The organism is Pseudidiomarina terrestris (assembly GCF_030466405.1).
Taxonomy (GTDB): Bacteria; Pseudomonadota; Gammaproteobacteria; order Enterobacterales; family Alteromonadaceae; genus Pseudidiomarina; species Pseudidiomarina terrestris.
On record NZ_JAGGJF010000002.1, the window covers coordinates 12,711 to 37,676 of the forward strand.

The 24,966-nt window shown below is 52.1% G+C and carries 18 protein-coding genes and 5 tRNA genes; 15 read left to right on the forward strand and 8 right to left on the reverse strand.

What is annotated here, in order from left to right:
- Positions 1–5: 5 nt before the first annotated feature.
- Positions 6–866, reverse strand: a complete 861-nt coding sequence (folD, locus tag J6J34_RS04230) for a bifunctional methylenetetrahydrofolate dehydrogenase/methenyltetrahydrofolate cyclohydrolase FolD (protein WP_301898547.1) — start codon at positions 864–866, stop codon at positions 6–8.
- A 242-nt stretch (positions 867–1,108) separates the two neighbouring features.
- Here folD and J6J34_RS04235 point away from each other — a divergent pair.
- From J6J34_RS04235 to ppiD, 12 genes are all read left to right on the forward strand, one after another.
- Positions 1,109–1,185 (forward strand) — tRNA-Pro (locus J6J34_RS04235).
- Positions 1,186–1,201: 16 nt separating this feature from the next.
- Positions 1,202–1,278 (forward strand) — tRNA-Arg (locus J6J34_RS04240).
- 29 nt (positions 1,279–1,307) lie between these two features.
- Positions 1,308–1,383: transfer RNA gene (locus J6J34_RS04245), tRNA-His, on the forward strand.
- A 30-nt stretch (positions 1,384–1,413) separates the two neighbouring features.
- Positions 1,414–1,490: transfer RNA gene (locus J6J34_RS04250), tRNA-Pro, on the forward strand.
- Between the two features lie 109 nt (positions 1,491–1,599).
- Complete coding sequence (locus J6J34_RS04255) at positions 1,600–2,712, forward strand: sensor domain-containing diguanylate cyclase (RefSeq protein WP_301719885.1); 1,113 nt, start codon at positions 1,600–1,602, stop codon at positions 2,710–2,712.
- A 127-nt stretch (positions 2,713–2,839) separates the two neighbouring features.
- Entirely contained in the window at positions 2,840–4,141 is a 1,302-nt protein-coding gene (gene tig / locus J6J34_RS04260; protein ID WP_301719886.1) for a trigger factor, read from the forward strand.
- Between the two features lie 104 nt (positions 4,142–4,245).
- The gene (clpP, locus tag J6J34_RS04265; RefSeq protein WP_301719887.1) at positions 4,246–4,863 is read left to right on the forward strand and encodes an ATP-dependent Clp endopeptidase proteolytic subunit ClpP; all 618 of its coding nucleotides are present in this window, start codon (positions 4,246–4,248) and stop codon (positions 4,861–4,863) included.
- Position 4,864: 1 nt separating this feature from the next.
- Positions 4,865–6,145, forward strand: coding sequence for an ATP-dependent protease ATP-binding subunit ClpX (gene clpX / locus J6J34_RS04270; protein ID WP_301719888.1), 1,281 nt, complete (start codon positions 4,865–4,867; stop codon positions 6,143–6,145).
- Between the two features lie 144 nt (positions 6,146–6,289).
- The gene (gene lon / locus J6J34_RS04275; protein WP_301719889.1) at positions 6,290–8,635 is read left to right on the forward strand and encodes an endopeptidase La; all 2,346 of its coding nucleotides are present in this window, start codon (positions 6,290–6,292) and stop codon (positions 8,633–8,635) included.
- Between the two features lie 306 nt (positions 8,636–8,941).
- Entirely contained in the window at positions 8,942–9,214 is a 273-nt protein-coding gene (gene hupB, locus J6J34_RS04280; protein ID WP_034773817.1) for a nucleoid-associated protein HU-beta, read from the forward strand.
- A 7-nt stretch (positions 9,215–9,221) separates the two neighbouring features.
- Positions 9,222–9,298, forward strand: a tRNA-Asp gene (locus J6J34_RS04285).
- Positions 9,299–9,410: 112 nt separating this feature from the next.
- Complete coding sequence (gene ppiD / locus J6J34_RS04290; RefSeq protein ID WP_301898548.1) at positions 9,411–11,303, forward strand: peptidylprolyl isomerase; 1,893 nt, start codon at positions 9,411–9,413, stop codon at positions 11,301–11,303.
- 96 nt (positions 11,304–11,399) lie between these two features.
- Here the strand turns inward: ppiD and J6J34_RS04295 are convergent, their stop codons facing one another.
- The 6 genes from J6J34_RS04295 to J6J34_RS04320 form a co-directional block, all read right to left on the reverse strand.
- A complete protein-coding gene (locus J6J34_RS04295) occupies positions 11,400–13,187 on the reverse strand; it encodes a BatD family protein (RefSeq protein ID WP_301898549.1) in 1,788 nt (595 codons plus the stop codon).
- Entirely contained in the window at positions 13,181–14,995 is a 1,815-nt protein-coding gene (locus tag J6J34_RS04300) for a VWA domain-containing protein (RefSeq protein WP_301773697.1), read from the reverse strand. The genes J6J34_RS04295 and J6J34_RS04300 overlap by 7 nt, the downstream gene beginning before the upstream one ends.
- Positions 14,995–15,984 (reverse strand): vWA domain-containing protein, encoded by a 990-nt coding sequence (locus tag J6J34_RS04305; RefSeq protein ID WP_301898550.1) that lies wholly within the window; start codon positions 15,982–15,984, stop codon positions 14,995–14,997. The genes J6J34_RS04300 and J6J34_RS04305 overlap by 1 nt, the downstream gene beginning before the upstream one ends.
- On the reverse strand, positions 15,981–16,466 hold the full coding sequence (locus tag J6J34_RS04310; protein WP_301719894.1) for a DUF4381 domain-containing protein: 486 nt from the start codon (positions 16,464–16,466) through the stop codon (positions 15,981–15,983). The genes J6J34_RS04305 and J6J34_RS04310 overlap by 4 nt, the downstream gene beginning before the upstream one ends.
- Complete coding sequence (locus J6J34_RS04315; protein ID WP_301719895.1) at positions 16,463–17,419, reverse strand: DUF58 domain-containing protein; 957 nt, start codon at positions 17,417–17,419, stop codon at positions 16,463–16,465. The genes J6J34_RS04310 and J6J34_RS04315 overlap by 4 nt, the downstream gene beginning before the upstream one ends.
- A gap of 67 nt (positions 17,420–17,486) precedes the next feature.
- Positions 17,487–18,443: an AAA family ATPase gene (locus J6J34_RS04320; RefSeq protein ID WP_301719896.1), complete on the reverse strand. Its 957-nt coding sequence runs from the start codon at positions 18,441–18,443 to the stop codon at positions 17,487–17,489.
- Between the two features lie 158 nt (positions 18,444–18,601).
- Between J6J34_RS04320 and fadI the strand changes: the two genes are divergently transcribed.
- The 3 genes from fadI to J6J34_RS04335 all read left to right on the forward strand — a co-directional run bounded on the left by fadI (position 18,602) and on the right by J6J34_RS04335 (position 22,306).
- The gene (gene fadI, locus J6J34_RS04325; RefSeq protein WP_301898551.1) at positions 18,602–19,912 is read left to right on the forward strand and encodes an acetyl-CoA C-acyltransferase FadI; all 1,311 of its coding nucleotides are present in this window, start codon (positions 18,602–18,604) and stop codon (positions 19,910–19,912) included.
- Positions 19,912–22,044 (forward strand): fatty acid oxidation complex subunit alpha FadJ, encoded by a 2,133-nt coding sequence (fadJ, locus tag J6J34_RS04330; protein ID WP_301898552.1) that lies wholly within the window; start codon positions 19,912–19,914, stop codon positions 22,042–22,044. The genes fadI and fadJ overlap by 1 nt, the downstream gene beginning before the upstream one ends.
- A gap of 130 nt (positions 22,045–22,174) precedes the next feature.
- A complete protein-coding gene (locus J6J34_RS04335; protein ID WP_301719899.1) occupies positions 22,175–22,306 on the forward strand; it encodes a hypothetical protein in 132 nt (43 codons plus the stop codon).
- Here J6J34_RS04335 and J6J34_RS04340 read toward each other — a convergent pair.
- Entirely contained in the window at positions 22,303–24,900 is a 2,598-nt protein-coding gene (locus J6J34_RS04340; RefSeq protein WP_301719900.1) for an EAL domain-containing protein, read from the reverse strand. The genes J6J34_RS04335 and J6J34_RS04340 overlap by 4 nt on opposite strands.
- Between the last annotated feature and the right edge of the window lie 66 nt (positions 24,901–24,966).

Consider the following 24,966-nt stretch of genomic DNA (forward strand, 5'->3'; position numbering starts at 1 on the left):
TGGGTCTACTCCGGCGCGTGCCAGGTGTCGCAGGCTTGCAGGGTGTTCTGCATCAGGGTCGCAACCGTCATCGGGCCAACCCCTCCGGGCACTGGCGTAATATAACTGGCACGTTCGGCAGCGGCCTTAAATTCAACGTCTCCGACTAATTTACCGTCGGCACCGCGATTGATTCCGACATCGATGACCACTGCGCCAGGCTTCACCCACTCACCGGGAATGAAGTTCTCTTTACCGACGGCGACGACCAACACATCAGCGCGGCCAATATGCTCTTGCAGATCTTTTGTGAAACGGTGACAAACAGTGGTGGTGGCTCCACCTAATAAGAGTTCCAGACTCATTGGCCGGCCAACGATATTGGATGCGCCGACCACCACAGCATTAAGCCCGTGCAGGTCAAGGTCGATAGATTCGAATAACGTCATCACGCCACGCGGCGTGCAGGGGCGCAGCGCGGGGTTCCGCTGGGCCAGCCGACCCATATTGAACGGATGGAAACCGTCGACGTCTTTAAAAGGATGAATACGCTCTAACAAAGCTTGCGCATCGAGGCCTTGAGGTAAGGGTAACTGGACTAAAATCCCATCAACGCTGGTATCAGCATTCAACTGGTCAATCAGCGCCAGCAGCTCGCTCTGACTGGTGCTTGCCGGTAAGTCATAAGACTTTGAGGCAAAGCCGACTTCTTCACACGCGCGCCGCTTACTCCCTACGTAGACTTCAGAAGCTGGGTCTTCACCGACCAAAATGACGGCTAATCCGGGTGCGCGTAAACCTTGTTGCAGGCGTTGTTGAACACGTTCTCTGACTTGGTCCCGAACCTGTTGAGCGACTTTTTTTCCGTCAATAAATTGCGCGGTCATGCTGTTCCTCAAAAACTAACAAAAATGAAGGCCAAATAGGGCGCATATTTTTACATGTTTCCGCGGTTTAGTGTAGTTTAGTTTGTCAGGTAGCCATCGGCTACCGATGAATTTACCGGCGGATTGTTGTAAAAAACAGCAGTCAGCCGAATTGCCCAAAAAAATGTTTGACGCTGCCATGAGCAGCAGGTAATATTCGCCCCCGTTGTCAGGCCGCGTCCTGCACGGGTTTTGAAAAATGTCGGCGAGTAGCGCAGCTTGGTAGCGCACTTGTTTTGGGTACAAGGGGTCGCTGGTTCGAATCCAGTCTCGCCGACCATTTTTAGCTAGACCATGCGCCCGTAGCTCAGTTGGATAGAGCAACGGCCTTCTAAGCCGTCGGTCGCAGGTTCGAATCCTGCCGGGTGCGCCATTTAGCCCTGGCATGACATAAAAGTAGTGGTGGCTGTAGCTCAGTTGGTAGAGCCCCGGATTGTGATTCCGGTGGTCGTGGGTTCGAATCCCATCAGCCACCCCATCTTCTTAAAGTTCCCCACGATTATACGTTCGGCGAGTAGCGCAGCTTGGTAGCGCACTTGTTTTGGGTACAAGGGGTCGCTGGTTCGAATCCAGTCTCGCCGACCATCTGTTTACATTCCCCCCCAATCTGCCGATGGCAGCTTGAAAGTTCCGAAAACATAGCGCATATTACAGTTATCAGTCATCTAGCTAACAATAATGAAACTAAATCGCTATGACTCAGAATCCTGACGCCACACCTTCTTACAGCTCCCGCGAGACGTCGGAGTCGTTTGCTTATCTGATTTCTGAGTTAAGCACTAACCTCATTAATGCCGCCCCGGAAGAAGCTGAAGTGCATATCGAGAAAGCGCTGGCAGCACTGGGTTGCAACGATCGTAAAGATCGTTGTTATGTGTTCTTGTTTGACGACAGTTATAAACAAATGAGCAATACCCATGAATGGGTGAATCGCGGCATCACTGCCCATAAAGAAGAGTTGCAAAACGTCCCCTTAGAGGCCATGCCCTGGTTTTTTGCCAGTATGCGTGCCGACGGGCAGGTGGTCGTACCGAGCTCACAAAATCTACCTGACGTCGCCGGAGGCTTTAAGGATGAGCTGCTGCGCGAGAGTATTCAGTCGATGATGGCGGTCGGGATGTACCTGGAAGGTCGACTCATTGGTTTTGTCGGCTGCGATCTAGTGCAGCGCGCTTGTGACTGGAACGAACAGGATGTGCGGCAGATGCAGCTGGTTGCCGATATGATCACCAATACGATTGCCCGCCATCGCACTGAAGCAAAACTGCATGAATTGCAGGCAGAGCTGCGCTCAGCCAATGAACGTCTGGCCCAGTTGGCAAATGAAGACAGTTTGACCGGCCTGATCAACCGCCGTGGCCTTGACCTGGCGTTAGCGACGGAGTTGCGGCGGATGCAACGCAAACAAGAGCAGCTGAGTGTGTTGATGGTCGACATAGACCACTTTAAAGAACTCAATGACCGGCAGGGACATCTGGCAGGCGACGTTGCCTTGCAATGCGTGGCGACTGAGCTATCACGCGCTTTTAAGCGCAGTGGTGAAGTCGTGGCGCGCTATGGTGGCGACGAATTCCTGATCCTGAGCCCGAGCATGAATGCCGAAGAAGCTGAACAACGCGCAGCTGCGTTGTTGGGCTCGGTCCGTTCCTGTACTAAAGCTTCTGAGATAACTGTCAGCATTGGCATTATCAGCTTTATTCCAGGTATCGATACCACTCCAGAAGAAGCGATACGACGCGTCGATAAAGCTGTTTATCAGGCCAAAAATAATGGCCGGAATTGCTTCGTGCGGCGTTCCTACGAATAGAATCGACCAAAAAGATAAGCGACACTACTCGACTCGAGGGTATGCCTTCGCTATAATGCTGCGTCATTTTCAAGGGCCCCATTAGTGGTGGGCTCAAGGCCAATAGTGAAGCCGAGGTAAGAGAGCAATGCAGGTTTCTGTAGAGACAACCCAAGGATTAGAACGCCGCGCCACCATTACTGTGCCAGCGGCAACCATTGACGAGAAAGTCAAAGAGCTGTTGAAAAACGAGTACCGTAACCGCCGTATTAACGGTTTCCGTAAAGGCAAGGTACCACCGAATGTTTTACAAAAATTATTCGGTAAAGAAGCTCGTGCCCGCGCTGCTCAAGAATTAATGCAGAGCAAATATTTTGAAGCGATCATGCAGGAACAGATTAACCCTGCAGGTCCTCCTTCGATTGAACCAAAAGTAAATGAAGCAGGTAAAGATCTTGAGTTCGTTGCAACTTTTGAAGTCTACCCGCAAGTTGAAGTTCAGGGCTTAGACAAAATCGAAGTTGAGAAGCCAGACGTTACCGTCACTGATGAAGATGTTGACGGCATGCTGGAAACCCTGCGTAAGCAACATGCAAGCTGGAAAGAAGTTAAGCGTAAGTCGAAGAAAGGTGATCGTATCACTATCGATTTCACGGGTCGTATCGACGGTGAAGAATTCGATGGCGGTAAAGCACAAGACTTCGCATTGGAACTTGGCCAGGGTCGCATGATTCCAGGTTTTGAAGACGACATCATCGGTATGAAAGCTGGCGAAGAGAAGACTATTGAAGTCACTTTCCCGGACGATTACCACGCAGAAAACCTGAAAGGTAAGAAAGCTGAATTTGATATCGTTGCCAAGAAAGTCGAAGAACAGGAATTACCAGAGCTCAACGACGAATTCGTTGCTATGTTCGGTGTCACCGACGGCGGTGTTGATGCACTTAAAGCTGAAGTTCGCAAAAATATGGAACGTGAGCTGAAAAATACTGTGCAAAGCAAAGTCAAAGAGCAAGTATTGAAAGGTCTGGTCGAGAACAACGACGTTGATCTGCCAAGCGCTATGGTTAAGCAGGAAATTGATGGCTTACGTCGTCAGGCGATGCAGCGTTTTGGTGACAATCAGGCGCAAATGCCTGAGTTACCAGCGAACTTGTTCGAAGAGCAGGCGAAAGAGCGCGTTAAAGTTGGCTTATTGCTTGGCGAAGTAATTCGCACCAATGACATCAAAGTTGACGATGCAAAAGTTGACGAGATCATTGCCAATAATGCTTCTGCTTACGAAGACCCTGAAGAAGTTGTTGCTTACTACAAAGGTAACGACGAACTGTTGCAACAAGTGCGCAATGTAGCACTGGAAGAGCAGGCAGTTGACTTCATTCTCGACAAAGCGAAAGTTTCGGCGAAGAAGACCAGCTTTGACGAGCTGATGAACCCGAAAGAGAAGTAAGTTTGTGGATTCCGCGCGCTAGACGTTGACGGAGTCACTCGCAACTTGGTTTAATGGCTCGTATAGTCTTATACGAGCCATTTTTATTTTCAGGAGTAGTTTCTATGTCGGATCACGCGCACGATCCTCTCGCGCAGTTAGTCCCTATGGTGGTTGAACAAACCGCGAAAGGTGAGCGTTCTTACGATATTTATTCTCGCTTGTTAAAAGAGCGGGTGATTTTCTTGTGTGGGCAGGTAGAAGACCACATGGCGAATCTGATCGTAGCGCAGCTACTGTTTCTTGAGTCTGAAAGCCCGGAAAAAGATATTTTCCTTTACATTAACTCACCCGGCGGCGCAGTGACTGCCGGCATGGCGATTTACGATACCATGCGCTTTATCAAGCCTGATGTGAGTACCGTATGTATGGGACAGGCAGCCAGCATGGGCGCGTTCCTGTTAGCCGGTGGTGCAAAAGGGAAGCGTTATTGCTTGCCAAACTCGCGGGTGATGATCCATCAGCCGCTCGGTGGTTTCCAGGGGCAGGCTTCTGACTTTGAAATCCATGCCCGACAGATTTTAGATATCAAAGACCGGATGAACCGCATGTTGGCGGAAAATACTGGTCGTGACATCGAACAGATCGCTAAAGATACTGATCGTGATTACTTTATGTCAGCAGAAGAAGCCGTAGATTACGGCGTTGTCGATAAGGTACTCACCCAACGAGCTGGAGAGTAGCATGACTGATAAAACCGAAGGTAATGGCGATCAGCCATTGTTTTGTACCTTTTGCGGGAAAAGTCAGCACGAGGTTCGCAAGTTAATTGCTGGGCCCTCAGTTTTTATTTGTGATGAATGTGTCGAGCTGTGTAATGACATTCTGGAAGAAGAGATCCAGAATATTGCGCCGCAAGAAAGCTCCGATCGCTTGCCGACACCAAAAGAAATTCGTGACCACCTGAATGCGTATGTCATAGGTCAGGAATTTGCAAAGCGCGTTCTGGCAGTGGCGGTTTATAACCACTACAAGCGTCTGCAAAGCTCGGGCAAAGCCAGCAAGGACGACGTTGAACTTGGTAAAAGTAACATTTTGCTGATTGGTCCGACCGGTTCTGGTAAAACGTATTTGGCAGAAACCCTGGCACGCTTCCTGGATGTTCCATTCACCATGGCGGACGCAACCACCCTGACCGAGGCAGGTTATGTCGGCGAAGATGTTGAAAACATCATTCAGAAGCTGCTGCAGAAGTGTGATTACGATGCTGAGAAAGCACAACGCGGTATTGTCTACATTGATGAAATCGACAAGATTTCACGTAAGTCAGATAACCCGTCGATCACCCGTGATGTATCGGGTGAAGGTGTGCAGCAGGCGCTGTTGAAGCTGATTGAAGGTACGGTGGCAGCGGTTCCACCACAGGGCGGTCGCAAACATCCGCAGCAGGAATTTGTGCAGGTGGATACCTCGAAAATCCTGTTTATCTGTGGCGGCGCGTTTGCCGGCCTGGATAAGGTTATCGAGCAGCGGGTCAGTGTTGGCAGCGGCATCGGCTTTGGCGCTCAGGTGAAAGATAAAACCACAGCCTTGATGGCGAACCTGATCAAGCAGGTAGAGCCGGAAGATCTGGTCAAATATGGTCTGATCCCCGAATTTATCGGTCGTTTGCCAGTACTAGCAACGCTGGAAGAGCTTGATGAAGATGCGCTGGTGCAAATCTTACAAGAGCCGAAAAACGCGCTGACGAAACAGTATGCTGCACTGTTCGAAATGGAAGGCGTCGAGCTGGAATTTCGTGATGATGCGCTGCGGGCAATTGCCCGTAAAGCCATGAACCGGAAAACCGGTGCCCGGGGTCTGCGCTCTATCGTAGAAGGTGTGCTACTGGACACCATGTACGAATTGCCGTCCACGGATGATGTTGCCAAAGTGGTGATTGATGAGTCAGTGATTACCGGTGAATCTAATCCGATTATGATCTATCAAAATCAGGAGCAGGATCGACAAGCCTCAGGTGAATAATCCCTCCATTTAGATTGATCTTTATGCAAAAAGGGCCATTAAGGCCCTTTTTTTGTGCAAAACATTGAACTTTATCTGTATGACCTCATATTAGAGGGTAAGATAACTAAATCTGACATGACGTCATTGAACCTGGAGACATATATGAGCGAAGAACGGGTCGAACACCTGAGTATTCCTGTTTTACCACTGCGTGATGTAGTGGTGTACCCGCATATGGTCATTCCATTATTTGTGGGTCGCGATAAGTCGATTCGCTGTCTGGAAGCGGCCATGGAGAATAACAAACAAATTTTCCTGTCAGCTCAGAAAGATGCTTCCATCGACGAACCCGAAGAAAAAGACATCCATAGCATAGGTACAGTGGCTAATATCCTGCAGCTGCTGAAACTACCTGATGGAACCGTAAAAGTTCTGGTTGAAGGCTCGCAACGTGCCGAGATTGATTCCTTTGAAGCGAATGAAGACTTTTTCCGGGCGAAAGTGCACTACCTTGATTCGGAAGCGATGCCGGAGAAAGAGGAAGAAGTGATGATTCGCTCAGCGGTGAATCAGTTTGAAGGCTATGTGAAGCTAAACAAGAAGATTCCACCGGAAGTGCTGACCTCATTGTCGGGTATCGAGGAAGCAGATCGGCTGGCCGATACTATGGCGGCGCACATGCCGTTAAAGCTGAATGATAAGCAAAAAGTACTGGAAATTACTGAGGTACGGGAACGGCTTGAGTTTTTGATGGCGTTAATGGAAGGCGAGATCGACCTGCTACAGGTTGAGAAGCGCATCCGTACGCGGGTTAAAAAGCAAATGGAGAAAAGCCAGCGCGAGTACTATTTGAATGAGCAGATGAAGGCCATTCAAAAAGAACTTGGGGAAATGGAAGACGGCCCGGACGAGTTTGAAGCGCTGGAAAATAAGATCCAGGAAGCGAAAATGCCTGAGGAAGCGGAAGTCAAAACCCGCGCCGAACTGCAGAAGCTAAAAATGATGTCACCAATGTCAGCTGAAGCGACGGTTGTGCGTGGCTACATCGACTGGATGGTTTCCGTGCCATGGAAAAAGCGTTCGCGAATCAAGAAAGATTTAGCCAATGCCGAGAAAATACTGGATGCCGACCATTACGGTCTGGAGAAGGTCAAAGAACGAATCCTTGAGTATTTAGCAGTACAGCAACGTACCAGCAAGGTTCGTGGCGCGATTCTGTGTCTGGTGGGACCCCCAGGTGTGGGAAAGACCTCGCTGGGGCAGTCCATCGCCAAGGCCACGGGTCGTAAATACATTCGTATGGCGTTGGGCGGTATTCGCGATGAAGCCGAGATCCGCGGCCACCGACGCACCTACATTGGCTCAATGCCGGGTAAGCTGATTCAGAAAATGGCCAAGGTCGGCGTGCGTAACCCGTTGTTCCTGCTTGATGAAATCGACAAAATGGCAGCAGATATGCGGGGCGACCCTGCATCAGCGTTGCTCGAGGTATTAGACCCGGAGCAAAACATCAACTTCAATGATCATTACCTGGAAGTTGATTATGACCTTTCTGATGTGATGTTTGTGGCGACCTCGAACAGTATGAATATTCCTGCGCCCTTGTTGGATCGTATGGAAGTGATTCGTCTATCTGGCTATACCGAGGACGAGAAGCTCAACATCGCCAAGCGTCACCTGCTGAACAAGCAGCTGGATCGTAATGGCTTGAAAGAAAAAGAGTTAACTATCAAAGATGACGCCATCATCGGCATCATCCGTTACTACACCCGTGAGGCTGGGGTGCGTAACCTCGAGCGCGAAATTTCACGTCTTTGCCGCAAAGCGGTGAAGAAGATCGTGCTGGATAAACGCATTAAGAAAGTCGAAATCAACGCCGACAATCTGAAAGATTATCTGGGCGTGCAAAAATACGATTATGGTAAAGCGGAAGAGAAAAACCAGATTGGTCAGGTGACCGGCCTGGCCTGGACCGAAGTCGGTGGCGACTTGCTCACCATCGAAGCGACCAACGTCGCCGGTAAAGGGAAAATCACTTCCACGGGCTCCCTTGGTGATGTCATGCAGGAATCGATTCAGACGGCCTTGACCGTGGTCCGCAGCCGTGCGGATATGTTAGGTCTTGCCGATGATTTCCACGAGAAGCGGGATATTCATGTGCATGTACCTGAGGGCGCTACGCCTAAAGACGGCCCGAGTGCGGGTACGGCTATGGCCGTAGCACTGGTGTCATCGCTAACGAAAATCCCCGTGCGGGCGGAAGTTGCGATGACCGGTGAAATTACCCTGCGTGGCGAAGTACTGCCGATTGGTGGTCTGAAAGAGAAGTTACTCGCGGCACACCGTGGCGGTATTAAGCATGTGCTGATCCCGAAAGATAACGAACGTGACCTGCAGGAGATCAGTGACAACGTGAAGGGCGATCTGATCATACAACCGGTGCAGTGGATCGACGAAGTGCTTCAGGTCGCGCTGGAACGCCAACCCGAGACGAAAAAGAGCCATTAAAACGGAAAAATGCGGCCTCTGAGCCAGCAACATCGCTGCAGGCCGCATTCTTTCGTCAAAAAATTTGTGAAAAAGGGTTCTCAATAGAAATTCTTGTGGTAGCCTAGAGTCAAAGTGATTGGTCAGACAAAACCTAACGATAGCTCTGACATACCACTTGAACGACAGGGATACGTAAATGTAGTCGGGGACCTGTTGAACTGCTTGAACGAAGTGTTCAGGCTTGTTATAACCTTCGCTGGCCCATTCAAAATGCAAATGGAACCATGCAAAAATCTGATAATAACAATCTAAGGGGATGATACTGTGAACAAGTCTCAGTTAGTTGACAAAATTGCAGAGGGAGCAGAAATTTCAAAAGCTGCTGCTGGACGTGCTCTGGACTCTTTCATTGAAGCGGTAACTGATGCTTTGAAAAAGGGTGAGCAAGTTGCACTAGTAGGTTTTGGTACGTTCAGTGTACGTGAGCGCTCAGCTCGCACGGGTCGTAACCCACAAACTGGCCAGACTATCCAAATCGCTGCGGCGAAAGTGCCTTCTTTCAAAGCCGGTAAAGCACTGAAAGACTCAGTAAACTAATCACTGCGGAGCGGTAGTTCAGCTGGTTAGAATACCGGCCTGTCACGCCGGGGGTCGCGGGTTCGAATCCCGTCCGTTCCGCCAGCGAATAGCGAAAGTAACCCGAAGCATGTCTTCGGGTTATTTTTTTTTCCGCGTTATGGGATAGAATAATGCGCGGTAAAAAAATCGAACACTTTTTGAGGTTAATAGAATTATGTTGGACAGGATTCGTGAAGGGTCACAGAGCCTTTGGGTCAAGATTTTCCTTGTTCTCATCGCACTGACGTTCGCATTGGCAGGGATTGGTGGCTACATTGCTAACCAACCTGAGCCGGCGGTGGCATTGGTGAATGGCGAAGAAATCACCCAGGTAGAGTTTGAACGTGCAGTGGAAAATGAGCGCAGTCGTCAAAAGCAGCAGCTTGGCGATTTTTACGACCAGCTGGCTCGAGACCCTGGCTACACGCAAAACTTGCGTGCTCGAGTGGTGAACGACCTGGTCAATCAAAAATTATTAGAGCAGGCGGCTAAGGCTCAGGGCTTGCGCGCGTCACCGGCGCAAGTGAAAGCGGCGATTCGTGATATCTCCAGCTTTAAAGTCGCCGGCCAGTTCGACAATGACCTCTATCAAACTACCTTGCGCAGCCTTGGCTACACGCCTGATGGTTTTGCTGCCTTAATTCGTCGTGACTTAGTGACCCAGCAGTTTGTGCAGGGGCTGGTCGACAGCGAATTCGTACTACCCAGTGAGGTGGATTCGACCCAACGTGTCCTTGGACAGTTGCGTAGCGGCCGTTTTGCTGAGCTCACGACTGCTGATTACCTGGACCAGGTCGAGGTGACCGATACTGCGATAGAGAGCTGGTACAACGAGAATATCGAACGCTTCGCGATCCCTGAACAAGTCAAAGTTGCCTACGTGCTGGTGGATGCCGGAACCATTGCCGAAGAGATCGAAGTGACTGAAGAGGAAGTGCAAGCTTTCTACGAAGGTAATGAGCGTCGTTACTCTGAAGCGCCGCAGTATCGTTTCTCGCACATTTTAATCGAAGCCGGCGACGATGAGGCAGCAGCTGCTGCTGAAGCTCAGGCATTATTGGAAGAGCTGCAGCAGGGTGCGGATTTCGCCGCCTTAGCTGAAGAGCACTCAGACGATATCTTCTCAGGTGAGCAAGGTGGTGATCTGGACTGGATTGAGCCGGGCACCATGGACGCTGACTTCGAAGAAGCTGCTTTTGCTCTTGAGAGTGTGGGCGATATCACTGGCGTCGTGGAGACCAGCTTTGGTTACCACATCATCAAGCTTACCGATAAAAAGCCGGGCTCAGTAACGCCTCTGGCTGAAGTTCGTGACGAGATTGTCGCTCACTTGCGTGAAGAGCGCGTGAAGCAGCGTTACTATGAATTGCAGCAGGATGTCACCGAGCTGACCTTCGAGATTCCGGATACTTTTGCTCCGGTAACTGAAGACCTCGGTATCGAGGTTCAGCGGACGGATTGGTTCAGCCGTGAAAATGCCCCGGCAGTGATGCGCTCTCCAGCAGTCTTGGCTGAAGTTTTCAGTGCTGACCTGATTGCCGAGCAGCTGAACAGCGATCTGATTGAAATCAGTGACACCGAATCTGTGGTGGTGCGCGTTATCGATCATAAACCTGCCAGCACGCAGCCATTGTCCGAAGTACGCGAGCAGGTCGCTGAAAACGTGCGCCGTGAAGAAGCGCAAGAGCTTGCCCTGCAAGCTGCAGACGAAGTGCTGACCCAAGTACGTACCGGTGAACCTGTGAACTCGGTGGAATTTACTCCAGTAACTGAGGTATCACGGCAAACCACAGGGTTACCGCGCGCAGTTGTGCAGTCATTATTTTCCATGGCGGCTCCGGCAGAAGGTTCTGTCAATGTCGATACAGCCACTACCGCCAGCGGTAACGTCGTGGTGGTGGTATTGAGTAGTGTGAGCGAGGGCTCGGTTGATCCAGCGCGTACGACGCAGCTTCAGGAACAGTTAAAGAACAACTACATGCAACAGATGTATCAGGCTGTTATTGAAGCGCTACGAAGTGATGCTGAGATTGAAATTCTACTCAACTCAGGCAATGAAGAAGAGTAGTTATCTTTGCTAGACGCCGTCAGCTAACTGACGGCTGTTTATGCAGAAAGTAGAAAACGCACACTGCTGAGGGTCACTTCAGCGTGTGCGTTTTTTTTAATTGGGATAGAGGTCGGGCAGGTCGTTAACAGGTTTACCGCTGCTATCCTTTTTATCAGCCGCTTTTAATGCGGCCTGTAAGGCTCGCCACAAAGCTTTTCCTTCATGCCACTCATGTTGACCAGGAGCAAAGCGACAGCGCTGTAAATGCTCAAGCTGGCTGCGTAAGGGTGCATGGTCCAGTGTGTTCGCCAGCTGCGTGAGTTGGGCGTTATCTGCGCCAGTGCGTGCGCGTACCCAGCGCTTCAACAGTAGTTCAGCCGCTGCCGCATCATCGCGCATACAGGCATGCTTGATGGCCCGTAATTCTTGCTGCTGCCCGGCACCTTCAGGATTGGCCTCGGTGGTTACCGCTGACGGCTTAGCGCGGCGCAACCACAACATCCAAATTAAGGTGATTAACCAAAGTGCGGCAAAGACCACGGTAAGGATCTGCCAGCGCTTTAGCCGTTCTGTTCCTGCAACTTCGGACGTCGGTACAGGGGCTGGTTCTTTTGTGGTTTGCGCGGACGTGGCTGGAGGCTCTGCCGGTGCCGCAAGTTGTGATGCATTGCTGGCTGCAACGATGCTAAAGCGCTGTGCCGGCGCCGTGGCGCGGTCTTGCTCACGCAGTTGCGTATTGAACCAAAGAATTGGCAGAGCGGGAATGACCAGCTCTCCGCCCTGATGAGGAATAATAGCAACGCGCACTGTCTGCTGCGAAACCATCCGGCCGTTACGTTGATTCACCGCAGACTCAGGCGCCTCGGGGTAAATACTGGCGCCGTCAATGGCCAGCGAAGCGACCAGTTCATCTAAGCGCGGCAGCTGGTCAGGCAACGGCCCAACAGCGGTCAGACGATAGGTCAGATTAATGGGCTCGCCTTGGGTAAACTGCTGCTGGGCGGTGTCATCCTGTTTACTACCTTCACTGCCGACACTCAGAGAAAGGGTTACGATCTCAGCCGGTAACCAGTTACTCTGCGGCGGCCAGCTGGCCGGTATAGGTTTGACCGTAATCGCCAGGTCCTCAGCGGCGGTCGTGATCGACTCGGTCGAAGAGAAGGAGGGAAACAGCGTACGGTTACTGTTGACGTTAATTTGCCCCTGAAACAGCGGTCCCCGAATGACCTGCTCGCCGGAGCGTTGCGGAATGACCACAAAGTTACGTGAAAATACCTGAAATTTGCGGCCGTTGATGATTTCTGTGGACTCGTTATCCCGGCCTACCTGGCGGATATCTGCGTCCTCGAGTTTTGGCGGGATGATGTTACCGCTGTGTAAGTTTGCGGCGAGATAAAGCTTGGCTGTTAGCTGCACCTGTTCCTGCACGTAAAGTTCTGTCCGGGCCAGCTCAACGCGCATAAAAGCCTTGCGCTGATCCAGTAGCTGATCGCTTTGTGCGGCAGAGAGTACTTCGAGCTCAATGGAATTACTGCGTGTGCCGAGCAGTTCAATGGGGCCAATAGTGTAATTACCGGCGTCACTGGGTGCACGTATGATGGTATTAAAGGTGGTCTGTTCGGACGTTTCACCATTAATTATTTGCGTGCTGCGGCTGCTGGAACTGCCCAGTACCTGCAGGTTTGGTAATGCATCTTGCGGGCGCCATTCGCTGTCATTGACCAGCTGGTCGACAGTGAGGGTAAGAATGAAGGTATCATTTGCAGCGATAGGATTCTTGTCGACACTGATAGCTACCTCAGGAGCTGCAGCGGGCTGCGCTATACCGGGCTGACCTGACAGCAGAGCTGCAAGCAGCATTACCGTGAGCACAGAGAAAATTTTGCTTCGATAAACTACCACTGTTTTTGAACTCCTTGCGGCTGACGTTGTTGGGTACGGCGCTTTCTGGCTTCTTCAAGCATTTTTCGTTGCAACAAATAAGCAGGGTCGTCTTCGATACGGTTTAACCACTGTTCCATTTGTTGTCGCTGTTCTTCGCTTAACGGGTCTGCCTCACCTTCCTGGCCGGGTAAAGGTTCGCCCTCCTGAGCTTCCGCTTCAGGGTCAGCATCTCCGGCCTGCGGCTCTGCCGGAGGTTGCGGTTCGCCCTCTGAGGCCTGCTCTGGCTCCTGCTGTTGCGGCGCTTGTTCAGTCCCCGATGGTGACGCATCATTTTGTTCGCCATCAGCGTTTTCTTGTTGCTGGGGCTGCTGTTGTTGCCCCTGACCTTCGCCTTGCTGCTGTTGCTGCTGGCGTTGTTGTTCTTCTGCAGCTTGTTCCGCTAAGGCGAGATTGTCCCGCGCTTTGGCAAAATCGGGGTCACGCTCAAGTGCCTCCCGATAGGCATTCGCCGCTTCATCAAACCGTTCGAGCTGCATCAGACTGTTGCCTTGGTTATAGAAACCTGCGGGATTATCGACTTGGGAAAAGTCCACCACCGCCTGTTCGTAATTACCATTGCGGTAGTTCGCGGCACCACGCTGCCAGGGGTCTTCAGCGATTCTTGCCGCGCGCTCATAGTTTTCATTACGCAGCGCTTCATCGGCGTGTTGGTAGGGCGTCTGCCATAGTTGTTCGTCCCAGCTCAGACCTTCGCTGGAGCTTTGCGCTGCCGCCGGCGGCACCAGCACCAATTGGCTGGCACAAATAACGCTAAATAAGGCAGTAAAGAGTACACCCCGGCGCGCCAACGGCAGCATTGCCAGCAATGCGAACAACACCAGCCAGGGACCCAGGTCGTACCAGGTATCGCCCTGCTGGTCATCACGGTCTTTACCATCGCGGGACAGCGGCGGTAAACCACTCAAATAAATAATGTCCTGCTGATCCTGACGCAACTCGGCGAAACGACCGTTACTCAGTTGTGCTAACCGTTCGAGGCGTGCTGGTGTCATTTTCGGAATCACCACATCGCCACCTTGATCACGTAACAGCTTGCCATCCTCAAGTTCAATCGGCGCGCCTTGCTCGGTGCCCACGGCTAGCACAGCCAAACGGTGCGGATGGTTACGAACAAAACTGGTAAGTTCCTGTTGATCGCGAGTATCAATACCGTCAGTGAACCAGTAGATATCGCCCTCAGCATAGCCTGCTTCACGAAGTAACCGGTCTGCCAGCTGCAGGGCACTCAGCGGATAGCTACCAAGTTCCGGCATGATTTCGGGCCGTAACGCGCGAATGAGATTACCAAGACTACTCGCATCGGCGGTCAGCGGACTAATGACGTAGGCATCGCCGGCGTACGCGATCAGGCCGGTTTCACCATCGAGGTGCTCATCGGTGAGTTGCATGGCCTTGTATTGCATTTGCGTCAACCGGTTAGGGGGCACATCCGTTGCGCGCATGGATAACGACATATCCAGCACCACTACCTGCCCCGCATTGAGTTGGTAGACTGGCTGTGGAATCCGTTCCCAACTGGGACCCGCTCCGGCCAGCACCAGGGCGACTAAGGCTAGCGGCAAGCTCCAACGGAGCGCGCTGCGTTGTGTTTGTTGCTGGCTAACGACCAAGACCTGGGCCAGGTGCGGAGCAATCACGCTCTGCCAGCCATTGGCTCGGTGGGCGCGACGCCAAAGCAACCAGGTAATGATAGCTACGGGTAGCAAAGCCGTGAGCCACCAAGGGCGTAAAAAGTGGAACTGTTCCAGTATCTGCTCAAGCGGCATCAGAACGCCCCCCTGCTGCGGCGACCGGCTAATTTGGCCAGACACAGGACCAACAGCAATAGCAATGCTGCGCCGACAGGCCAGTAAAAGAGTTCGGTTTGTGGCCGTCGAAGTTGTTCATCCCCGGTGACCGGCTCATAGCGGTCGAGGGTTTCGTAGATGGCCTCCAGTTCCTCTGTACTGCGCGCTCTGAAGTACTCGCCACCCGTGGCCTCAGCAAGCCCGCGCAGCATGTCTTCGTCCAGATCCCGACTCGGATTAACTTTGCGTTGCCCGAAAAAACTGTCGACCAGGACTTCTTCGGCGCCAACGCCAATGGCGTAAATTTTAACGCCGTAATAAGCAGCGAGTTGCCGTGCCTGTCCGGGGGATACATTACCGGCGGTATTCTGGCCATCGGTCAGCAGGATCAATATCTTGTTCGACTGCTCGTTATCGCGAAAACGTTTCACCGCCAGCGCCACGGCATCGCCAATAGCAGTTCGCTCGCCGATCAAGCGCAACTGGGCTTCACTCAACAGTTGTTCAACGGTGCGCAAATCATAGGTAATGGGCGACTGCACATAAGCTGTGTCGGCAAATAAAATCAAGCCGAGCTTGTCGCCTTTGCGGCGGGTGATGAAGTCGCTGACGACATGTTTAACCATGGTCAGGCGATTCACTTCCTGGTTATCAATGCGCATGTCTGCGATTTCCATACTGCCGGAGAGATCCACTGCCAACACCATCTCCCGGGCCTCGCTGCGGATCTGTACGGGTTCGCCTAACCACTGTGGACGGCTGGCAGCGGCAACCAACAGCGTCCAGGTTAAAATAGCGAGCAGTGCTGACCACCACTGTCGTGCGGCCGGATCCGGTTGGCTGCTGGCCTGTGCCAAATGTGGCACACGCAGGGTTGAAAATTGCCGTTGTTGGGGGCGACGCAGCCACCACAATAGCGGGCCAAGTAACCAGGCCAGCGCTAACCATGGCCATCCGAATTCGATCATTTGGCCTCCTCAACAGTGAGCTGCGTCGAGGATGGCGGTAGTGCATGCATCATCCAGAAGCGGGCAAATTGATAATACTCGTTACGTAGGCGCGGGGCCTCGTCGTCAGTCGGTTGATAGGCCGCATGTTCCACCTCTACCAGTAGGTCGACAAAGCGCGCTGCCTGGGAAGAACTAAGTTGCTGCAGAAGGAAGTCACGCCATGCCGAGCCGGTAAGTCCTGCGATAGCGGGGCTGGGATAGTAACCCAAACACGCGCGTTTAAGCAGCAAAGTGGTGCTGTTCAAGGGCAGCAACGGGCTCAGTTGAGTGAGTGCTGCGCGGCGTACCCGCCGGCGCCGATAACTACGTACCGCCAACCAGGTGAGCAGGCCCACAGTAATGATTGATACCACCGCCAGCACGTACCAGCCGGGCGCAAGCGGCCACCAGCTGGCGGCGGGCGGCAGGATAATATCGTGGAGTTGTTCAGGTGCTGTCATCGCATGACCTCCGGCCACTGGTTCTCAATCGCATCGGCGGCACTGAACTGATGCAGCTCAAGGCTGAGCTGTTGCAAATTTTTGAGCAACTGCTGTTGTTGCTGCATGGCGTTATCCCGGTAGTGTTGCCGCGCAGCGTTGTCGCCAGCAGCAAAATGCCAGGATTTTCGGCCATCGGTCAGGGCCACGTCCTGCTGTTCCAGCTGCGCAGGCAGGGCGGTTTCAACTGGGTCCAGGCATTGCACCGCTTGCACTGAGCAGTGGCGCTGCAAGGACTGCAGCAAAGAGATGGTGTGTTCGGTAAATTGGGAAAAGTCACTTATCACATGAATGATAGTCCCAGGTTTTGCGACTTGCTGCGCACGCTGCAATAAGCCATCAAGGACGGGTTCCGAAGTCTGCTGACCTTGTTGCCAGGCAGCCAGACTCTCGTTCTGCAACTCGACCAACGCATGCAGGATGCGCAATACCCCATGCTGTCTGCCTTGCGGCCGAACTTCCTGATGCCGTGCCGGATGACCAATGAGGGCACCAACGCGATCACCGCGCTGGGAGGCCAGCCAGGCCATGGCTGCGGTAATATGGCAGGCCTGGACGCTTTTCAGTAGCAGCGCGCTGCCCAAATGCATGCTATGGGTGAAGTCGACGATAAACATCACTGGCCGTTCCCGCTCTTCGCGGAACAGCTTGGTATGCGGTGTGCCGGTGCGTGCGGTGACCCGCCAGTCGATTGCCCGGACGTCGTCACCCGCCTGATAATGGCGCACTTCATCAAACTCCATGCCGCGGCCACGGGTCTTACTGAGTAATGCCCCGGTTTGTGCCTTGGGTGGATGCAGCCGGCGATGGCGGGCAAAGGCACCGATTTTGCTGCGGTAGTACATCAGTTCCGCAGTGCCGACTTGCACACCGTTACTATGCCACTGCTGGAGCCATTCCTGCGTTTGCGTCATGTTTAGAATCACCGGCCTCTAGTGAGTTTTGGGATTAAGTTCAGGAGTTTGATACAACGTCATATGCTTAGGGTGTGGCAACCTCTTGTAGAATAACCTGCAGGACCTTGTCTGCGGTAATGCCATCAGCCTCAGCCTGATAGCTCAGAATAATACGATGTCGCATCACCAACGGGAATACCGCCTGAATATCATCAGGAGTGACAAAATCACGTCCAGCCAGCCATGCTTTTGCGCGGGCGCAGCGATCCAGAGCAATGGTCGCCCGCGGACTCGCACCGTAACTGAGCCAGCGCACCAGATCGTCATTGTAATGCTCAGGCTGACGTGAGGCGATGACCAGTTGCACAAGATAGTTCTCAACGGTCTCATCCATAAAAATTTCGAGGACTTCTTTACGCGCTTTAAAAATATCGTTTTGTTGCAGCGGGGTTGGCATGGCCACTTCACCGTGGAGCTCTTCACCGCGGTTCAGGCGCAGAATATCAAGCTCGGTATCTGCCGCAGGGTAGTCGAGATTAAGCTGCATTAAGAAACGATCCAACTGCGCTTCGGGTAACGGATAAGTTCCTTCCTGCTCAAGTGGGTTCTGAGTGGCTAACACCATAAACAGCTCGGTTAGCGGATAGGTGGTTTGGCCAACGCTGATCTGGCGTTCGGCCATAGCTTCCAGCAACGCCGACTGTACTTTGGCCGGGGCGCGGTTAATCTCATCAGCAAGAATCACATTGTGAAACAGGGGACCCTTTTGAAAAACGAACTCACCGGTCTCTGGGCGGTAGATGTCGGTACCGGTTAAATCCGCAGGGAGCAAATCAGGGGTGAACTGAATCCGGTGGAAATCCCCTTCAATACCTTTTGCCAAAGCATTTACAGCTCGCGTTTTGGCTAATCCTGGTGGACCTTCAACCAGTAAATGGCCGTCGGCAAGCACCGCAATGAGCAAACTTTCGGTGAACTCTGGTTGCCCTAAAACTTGGCTATCCAGGTAATTGCGTAGGCTTTGAAACTGTTCAGCAGCCATGTTGACCTCTAAAGTGGTAGCGTGTGTCTATACTCTAATATGCACTGTACCGAAAACAAGAGTTTAATTCTTGGGATGAACCCGCTAAAATTTGTAATAAACTATGAGGTCAGACCAGATTAGAGATGACCCAATTCACCGAACAGAGGTAGTTGAACATGACGTCACGTCAGCAATTGACAACCGCAACAGGTGACCGCATTGCTGTGGTTGCTGGCTTGCGCACACCGTTTGCCAAGCAAGCGAGTTACTTTCACGGCATTCCAGCGCTTGATCTTGGCAAAATGGTTGTCCAGGAAATGCTCAATCGTTATGGGCTGGAAGGCAAAGAAGTAGAACAGCTGGTTTTCGGCCAGGTGGTGCAAATGCCGTCTGCTCCTAACATTGCCCGGGAAATCGTTCTGGGTACCAGTTTACCTGTCAGCACTGATGCTTATAGCGTCTCCCGCGCCTGCGCAACCAGCTTTCAATCTACAGTGAATATTGTCGAGAGTATGTTGGCCGGTAATATCAGTGTGGGTATCGCTGGCGGAGCTGACTCTTCGTCGGTGTTACCGATTGGCGTTACCCGCAAGCTTGCGATTGCTCTGGTGGATTTGAACAAGGCGCGGACCTTGGGCCAGCGCCTCGCGATTCTGAAGCGCTTGCGCTTTAAAGATTTGGCTCCGGTGCCGCCGGCGATTGCCGAGTACAGCACCGGTCTCACCATGGGGGAGACTGCTGAACAGATGGCGAAAAGCCACGATATCAGCCGCGCCGACCAGGATGCATTAGCACATCGCTCGCACTCACTGGCCCATGAAGCCTGGGAAGCGGACAAGCTGAAAGATGAAGTCATGACCGCCTATGCTGAACCCTATAAGGATTTTCTGAAGCGCGACAATACCATTCGTAGTGACAGCAAGCTGGACGGTTATGCCAAACTCAAACCTGTATTTGATCGCAAACATGGTTCTGTTACGGCCGCCAACAGCACACCGTTAACCGATGGCGCCGCTGCGGTACTGCTGATGACAGAGAGCAAGGCCAAAGCGCTTGGCTATGAAGTGCTGGGTTATATTAAGAGCTATGCCTTTAGTGCGATCGGAGTAGAGAAAGACATGCTGATGGGACCTTCTTATTCGACCCCCATCGCGCTGGACCGTGCTGGCATGAAGCTGTCTGATCTTGACTTAATCGATATGCATGAGGCCTTTGCAGCCCAGACGCTGGCGAATGTCAAAATGTTGGGCAGTAAGAAGTTTGCCGAAGAAAAACTTGGCCGCAGTGAAGCCATCGGCGAGATCGATATGGATAAGTTTAATGTGCTTGGCGGCTCGATCGCTTACGGTCACCCGTTCGCAGCGACCGGTGCACGGATGATTACGCAAACCTTAAATGAGCTTAAGCGCCGAGGTGGCGGAACCGCTCTGACCACGGCATGTGCCGCTGGTGGTTTAGGTGCAGCAATGATTTTGGAGAGTAACTAATGAGTGATACGCAACGCGCATTTAGCCTGGAAACCCGTGACGACGGCGTCGCGGTCATTCATATTGACGTGCCCGGTGAGTCAATGAATACCCTCAAAGCGAGTTTTGCTGATGAGGTCATTGACGTACTGGAAAAACTCGAGCAGCTGTCCACTCTCAAAGGTGTGGTGGTGATCAGTGATAAGCCCGGCTCCTTTGTGGCCGGCGCTGATATCAGCATGATTGATGACTGCGACACTGCCGCCGATGCAGAAAGTCTGGCGCGGCAGGGGCAGGCAATGTTTGATCGCATTGAGCAACTTAAGGTTCCAGTCGTCGCAGCCATTGATGGTGCTTGTCTTGGCGGTGGTCTGGAGTTAGCTATGGCATGTCATTATCGAATCTGCACCGACAGCGATAAAACTAAGCTGGGGCTGCCGGAAGTTAAGCTGGGTTTATTACCCGGCTCCGGCGGTACGCAACGCCTGCCGCGACTCATTGGTTTGCAAAAAGCGTTACCACTGATTTTGCAGGGGAAAGAGTTGCGAGCAAAACAAGCGAAGAAGCAGGGCATTGTTGACGAAATCGTGCCGGCGAGTATTTTGCTGGAGGCGGCAGTAGAAAAGACCCTGAACAGCAAGGCTAAAGTGCAGAAAGTTAAACTCAGCCTGTTTAACAAGGCGCTTGAACGCACTCCGCCCGGGCGTAAGCTGATCTTCAAAAAGGCTCGCGAACAAGCACAGTCCAAAGGTAAGGGGAATTACCCGGCATTGGATAAAATTATCGATACCATTGCTTATGGTGCAGAACACGGCTTTAGCGAAGGCCTGGAGTACGAAGCACGCCAGTTTGGCGAACTGGCAATGACGCCCGAGTCGAAGCAACTGCGTGGCATTTTCTTTGCCACAACGGCAATGAAGAAAGAAACCGGTGCCGGCGATACCAAACCCGGCAAACTCGACCGTATTGGTGTGCTGGGCGGTGGACTGATGGGCGGCGGTATTGCTTACGTAACAGCGATAAAAGCTGAACTGCCGGCACGTATTAAGGACATTGAGGAGCAGGGCATTGCGCACGCGCTGAAATACAGCTACGACTTGTTAAACAAGAAAGTAAAGCGCAAGCATATGCGTCGCGCTGAGCTGGAAAAGTCCATGTTGAGGCTTAGCGGCTCACTTGACTACAGTGGTTTCGAGCGGGTCGATCTGGTGATTGAGGCGGTGTTCGAAGATCTCGAACTGAAGCAGAAGATGGTCGCGGATATTGAGTCTGTTGCGCCGGAGCATGTGATTTTTGCCACCAACACCTCAAGTCTGCCCATTACGCAAATTGCGGCAAAAGCAAAACGTCCGCAGAATGTAATTGGTTTACATTACTTTTCGCCGGTTGATAAAATGCCTCTGGCGGAAATTATTACCCACGAGAAAACTTCGGCAGAAACCATCGCGACAACGGTTAAGCTGGCGAAGAAACAGGGCAAAACGCCAATTGTTGTGAAAGATGGTGCAGGTTTCTATGTCAACCGTATCCTGGCGCCGTACATGAACGAGGCTGCTCGTCTGGTGTTAGGTGGCGAGCCTATTGATGACGTTGACAAAGCCCTGGTGAAGTTCGGCTTCCCGGTGGGGCCAATGAAATTGATGGATGAAGTGGGGATTGACGTTGCTGCAAAGGTCGCGCCGATTATGGCTGATGAGCTTGGCGACAGATTCCGTGCTCCGGATGCCTTCTCGAAGCTGCTGGATGATGATCGCAAGGGTAAGAAGAATAAGAAAGGATTTTATGCTTACGGCGATAAAGCATCGGGTAAGGATGTTGATACCAGTGTTTACTCTCTGTTAGGCGTGCAGCCTGATAGCAAGCTGACAGCAACAGAAATGGCTCAGCGTACGGTCTTCCTGATGCTTAACGAGGCGGTCTACTGCCTGGCTGAAGAGATCATCAGAAGTCCGCGTGACGGCGATATAGGGGCTATTTACGGTATTGGTTTTCCACCATTCCGCGGTGGACCGTTCCGCTACATGGATAGTCTCGGTTGTGCGGAAGTCGTTGGTCAGTTGCGCGCTTATGCAAAGCAACATGGCGAACGTTACGAGCCGGCGCCATTGTTAGTTGAAATGGCGGAAGAAGGCCGCACGTTCTATCAAGATTAAGTTGTTGTAGCCGTTGGCGGTGCTCGTATGAGGGCACCGTCAGGGGTTAACTTAGGAGGTTATTGTGCTACTCGCGCTGTGTTGTTTGTTGTCTGCGCTGATACTTTATGTTCAAGCTTTGAAAAATGCTATGGCAGCGAAACGCTGGGCTGTTGCTGGATTACTGTTAGGCCCTATCGTACTGCCACTGTTTATCTCTCAGAAACGTCTTACCTTAATGCGCGCTTTAGGGCGTGACCACGTATTCTGGCAGCCGCGTTAATCTTTGGTTGCCCCAGCGAGAGTCGTTGCGATGTGAGCAAGGAAGTGTTCACGTCGTAGTGGCTGGGCGAATAAAAAGCCCTGCGCGAACTCGCAGTCCAGTGTACTCAGTGTCGACGCCTGCTCATGGTTCACGACGCCCTCTGCGACGACATCGAGGCCCAGATTGTGCGCCATAGCGACGATAGAGGCGACCATGTTGCGGTCTCGTTCTGCACCATTGATGTCGTCAATAAAGGCCTTATCAATCTTAAGCGTCTGGATAGGGAAACGTTTCAGATAGGCCAGCGAAGAGTACCCTGTGCCAAAGTCGTCCAGTGCCAGATGAATGCCGCAATTGTTGAGTTCGGTCATGATTTCTATGGCATGTTCCGGATCATCCATCACCACGCCCTCGGTGATCTCCAACTCAAGGTGCTCAGGAGCTAAGCCTTCTTCTTTCAGGATACCCATAATATGTTTGGCGAGATCAGGCTGTAAGAACTGTTTCGCTGACAGGTTTACTGCCACCCGGCCCTGCACGGCGCCGGCCTCAACCCATTCACGCATATCGCGACAGGTTTGGCGTAACACGCGATCACCAACTTCGATGATAAGGCCTGTTTCTTCGGCGAGCGGAATAAACTCAGCAGGACTTATCACGCCGCTATCCGGTATTTCGAGACGGACCAGCGCTTCCAGACCGACAAATTTGTTGGTGCGCAGTGACACTTTCGGCTGGTAATGAACCTGCAAGTAATTATTGCGCAGGGCTTGGCGTAGCTGATTCTCGACTTGCAGCCGGCGCACTGCGTTCTTATTCATGGACTCGTTAAAGAACTGGTAGGTATTACCGCCGCGATTTTTCGCGTGATACATGGCGGTATCGGCGTTTTGCAGTAATTCCTGTGACGACTGGCCATCGTTGGGATAAACCACAATACCTATCGAGCTGCTCACCACGATGTCATGGCCGCTGATATGGAAAGGCTGTGCCAGACATTCAAGGATGCGCTTCGCTGTTGAGGTGATAATCCGCACATCAGCAGTATCTTCAAGAATTAAATTAAACTCGTCGCCACCTAACCGGTAGAACGTATCCTGCGGGCGGCCGACCTCAGCGACACGCTCGGCCACGTGCATCAGCAAGTGGTCGCCAATCTCATGGCCGAGAGAGTCATTAATCTTTTTGAAATCATCCAGATCGAAAAGCAACAGGGCATGCATGATACGTTTGCGTACCAGATTCGAATGACTCACCTGAAAATAAGAACGGTTAGGCAGACCCGTCAGGGTGTCGGTGTTGGACAATCGGCGTAGTTCACGTTCTGCATTCTTGCGATCGGTAATATCCGAGAAGGTTGCCACGTAATAGGAGATTTCATTACTGTCATCGAAGATAGCGTCGAAAGTGAGCTCCATCTGATAAACGGTGCCATCTTTGCGTAAGTCCTCAATTTCACCGTGCCAGGTGCCATGTTGTTGCACCATTTGCTTGATTTGATTGAGATAATCAGGGCTGTACAGGCTAAGCTTCAGGGTATGGCCGAGCATATCGTCGCGGCGATAACCGGTAATCTTACTGAAGGACTGATTGGTTTCGACGACCTGGAACTGATGATCGTATATGCACACCCCATCGGAGATGTTGGTAATCGATGCTGCAAGCATTTTTAGTCGCTCTTCAGCGGTCACCAGCGGAGTGATATCTTTTAAAGTACCGGTCATACGCGCAGGCTGCTGCTGGTCGTCATAGGCGACGATCTTGCCGCGGTCGAGAACCCACATCCAGCCTTTATCGGTAGCCACTCTATAGGTTTGCTCATAATGATCGGTACGGCCATCGAGGTAGTCTCGCAGGGCGCGTTGAACTTTGCGTAGATCAGATTCGTGGATGTTCGATGCGGCGGTCTCAAATACCTCGCGAATGCCATCTTGCGGGAAGCACTTGAGTTGTCTCCAGGTGTTATGGCGGTGCAGCTTGTTGGCTGCGATCTGCCAATCCCAAAGCTGGTCGCCACTGCCCCAGAGACTCAGCTTAAGACGCTCTTCACTGTCGCGTAGTAAGTGAATGGCTTGTCGCCTTGCGCCGAGAATGGTTCCAAAGGCAAGCAGCAGCCCCAGCAATAGGGCAACGTAAATAGCAATTGCCCAGGGTGAGAGCCAGACGGGACTTGCAACTGCAACATCCAGGGTTCGCTCGCCGAGCCAGGTTTCACCGTTAGGGGAGGCCTGCACCATAAAAGTATAAGCGCCAAATCCGAGGTTGGTATAGGTTGCCCGCCGGTAATCGGCATCGGTGTAAATCCACTCTTTATCGAATCCATCGAGTTTGTAACGATAGTAAAGTTTTTGCGCGGCTGGCGCATAAGGCGCGCCAAACTCGATGGTCAGGGGCTGGTCGAGTCTGGGCAGGTACAGGTTTTCGGCGCTGTAGAGCTGAGCGCGGTTACGTTCATCGAGCTCGTTAGCATTAACAGGTTTGTTTGCAACACGAAGCGTGATCAGCTCAACACGCCAGTCGTCTGCACTTACTTGCGCAGCTACCGGAGCGATAAGCGACAAGAACAAAAGCCCTGTCAACCACCACTTTATCAATTGTGTATTGAAACGCACGTGTCATCCTGTTGTTGGGTTGCGTTCGGGCACAACTCTTATTTTTGTTATATATCCGTCAAGTTA

Excerpts from the sequence above, each read along its gene's own strand:
- ppiD (WP_301898548.1), top strand. The coding sequence starts at position 9,411 with ATGTTGGACAGGATTCGTGAAGGGTCACAGAGCCTTTGGGTCAAGATT.
- clpP (WP_301719887.1), top strand. The coding sequence starts at position 4,246 with ATGTCGGATCACGCGCACGATCCTCTCGCGCAGTTAGTCCCTATGGTG.
- J6J34_RS04315 (WP_301719895.1), bottom strand. The coding sequence starts at position 17,419 with ATGACGCAAACGCAGGAATGGCTCCAGCAGTGGCATAGTAACGGTGTG.
- fadI (WP_301898551.1), top strand. The coding sequence starts at position 18,602 with ATGACGTCACGTCAGCAATTGACAACCGCAACAGGTGACCGCATTGCT.
- tig (WP_301719886.1), top strand. The coding sequence starts at position 2,840 with ATGCAGGTTTCTGTAGAGACAACCCAAGGATTAGAACGCCGCGCCACC.
- J6J34_RS04255 (WP_301719885.1), top strand. The coding sequence starts at position 1,600 with ATGACTCAGAATCCTGACGCCACACCTTCTTACAGCTCCCGCGAGACG.
- folD (WP_301898547.1), bottom strand. The coding sequence starts at position 866 with ATGACCGCGCAATTTATTGACGGAAAAAAAGTCGCTCAACAGGTTCGG.
- J6J34_RS04335 (WP_301719899.1), top strand. The coding sequence starts at position 22,175 with ATGGCAGCGAAACGCTGGGCTGTTGCTGGATTACTGTTAGGCCCTATC.
- clpX (WP_301719888.1), top strand. The coding sequence starts at position 4,865 with ATGACTGATAAAACCGAAGGTAATGGCGATCAGCCATTGTTTTGTACC.
- J6J34_RS04305 (WP_301898550.1), bottom strand. The coding sequence starts at position 15,984 with ATGATCGAATTCGGATGGCCATGGTTAGCGCTGGCCTGGTTACTTGGC.
- J6J34_RS04300 (WP_301773697.1), bottom strand. The coding sequence starts at position 14,995 with ATGCCGCTTGAGCAGATACTGGAACAGTTCCACTTTTTACGCCCTTGG.
- lon (WP_301719889.1), top strand. The coding sequence starts at position 6,290 with ATGAGCGAAGAACGGGTCGAACACCTGAGTATTCCTGTTTTACCACTG.
- fadJ (WP_301898552.1), top strand. The coding sequence starts at position 19,912 with ATGAGTGATACGCAACGCGCATTTAGCCTGGAAACCCGTGACGACGGC.
- J6J34_RS04310 (WP_301719894.1), bottom strand. The coding sequence starts at position 16,466 with ATGACAGCACCTGAACAACTCCACGATATTATCCTGCCGCCCGCCGCC.
- J6J34_RS04320 (WP_301719896.1), bottom strand. The coding sequence starts at position 18,443 with ATGGCTGCTGAACAGTTTCAAAGCCTACGCAATTACCTGGATAGCCAA.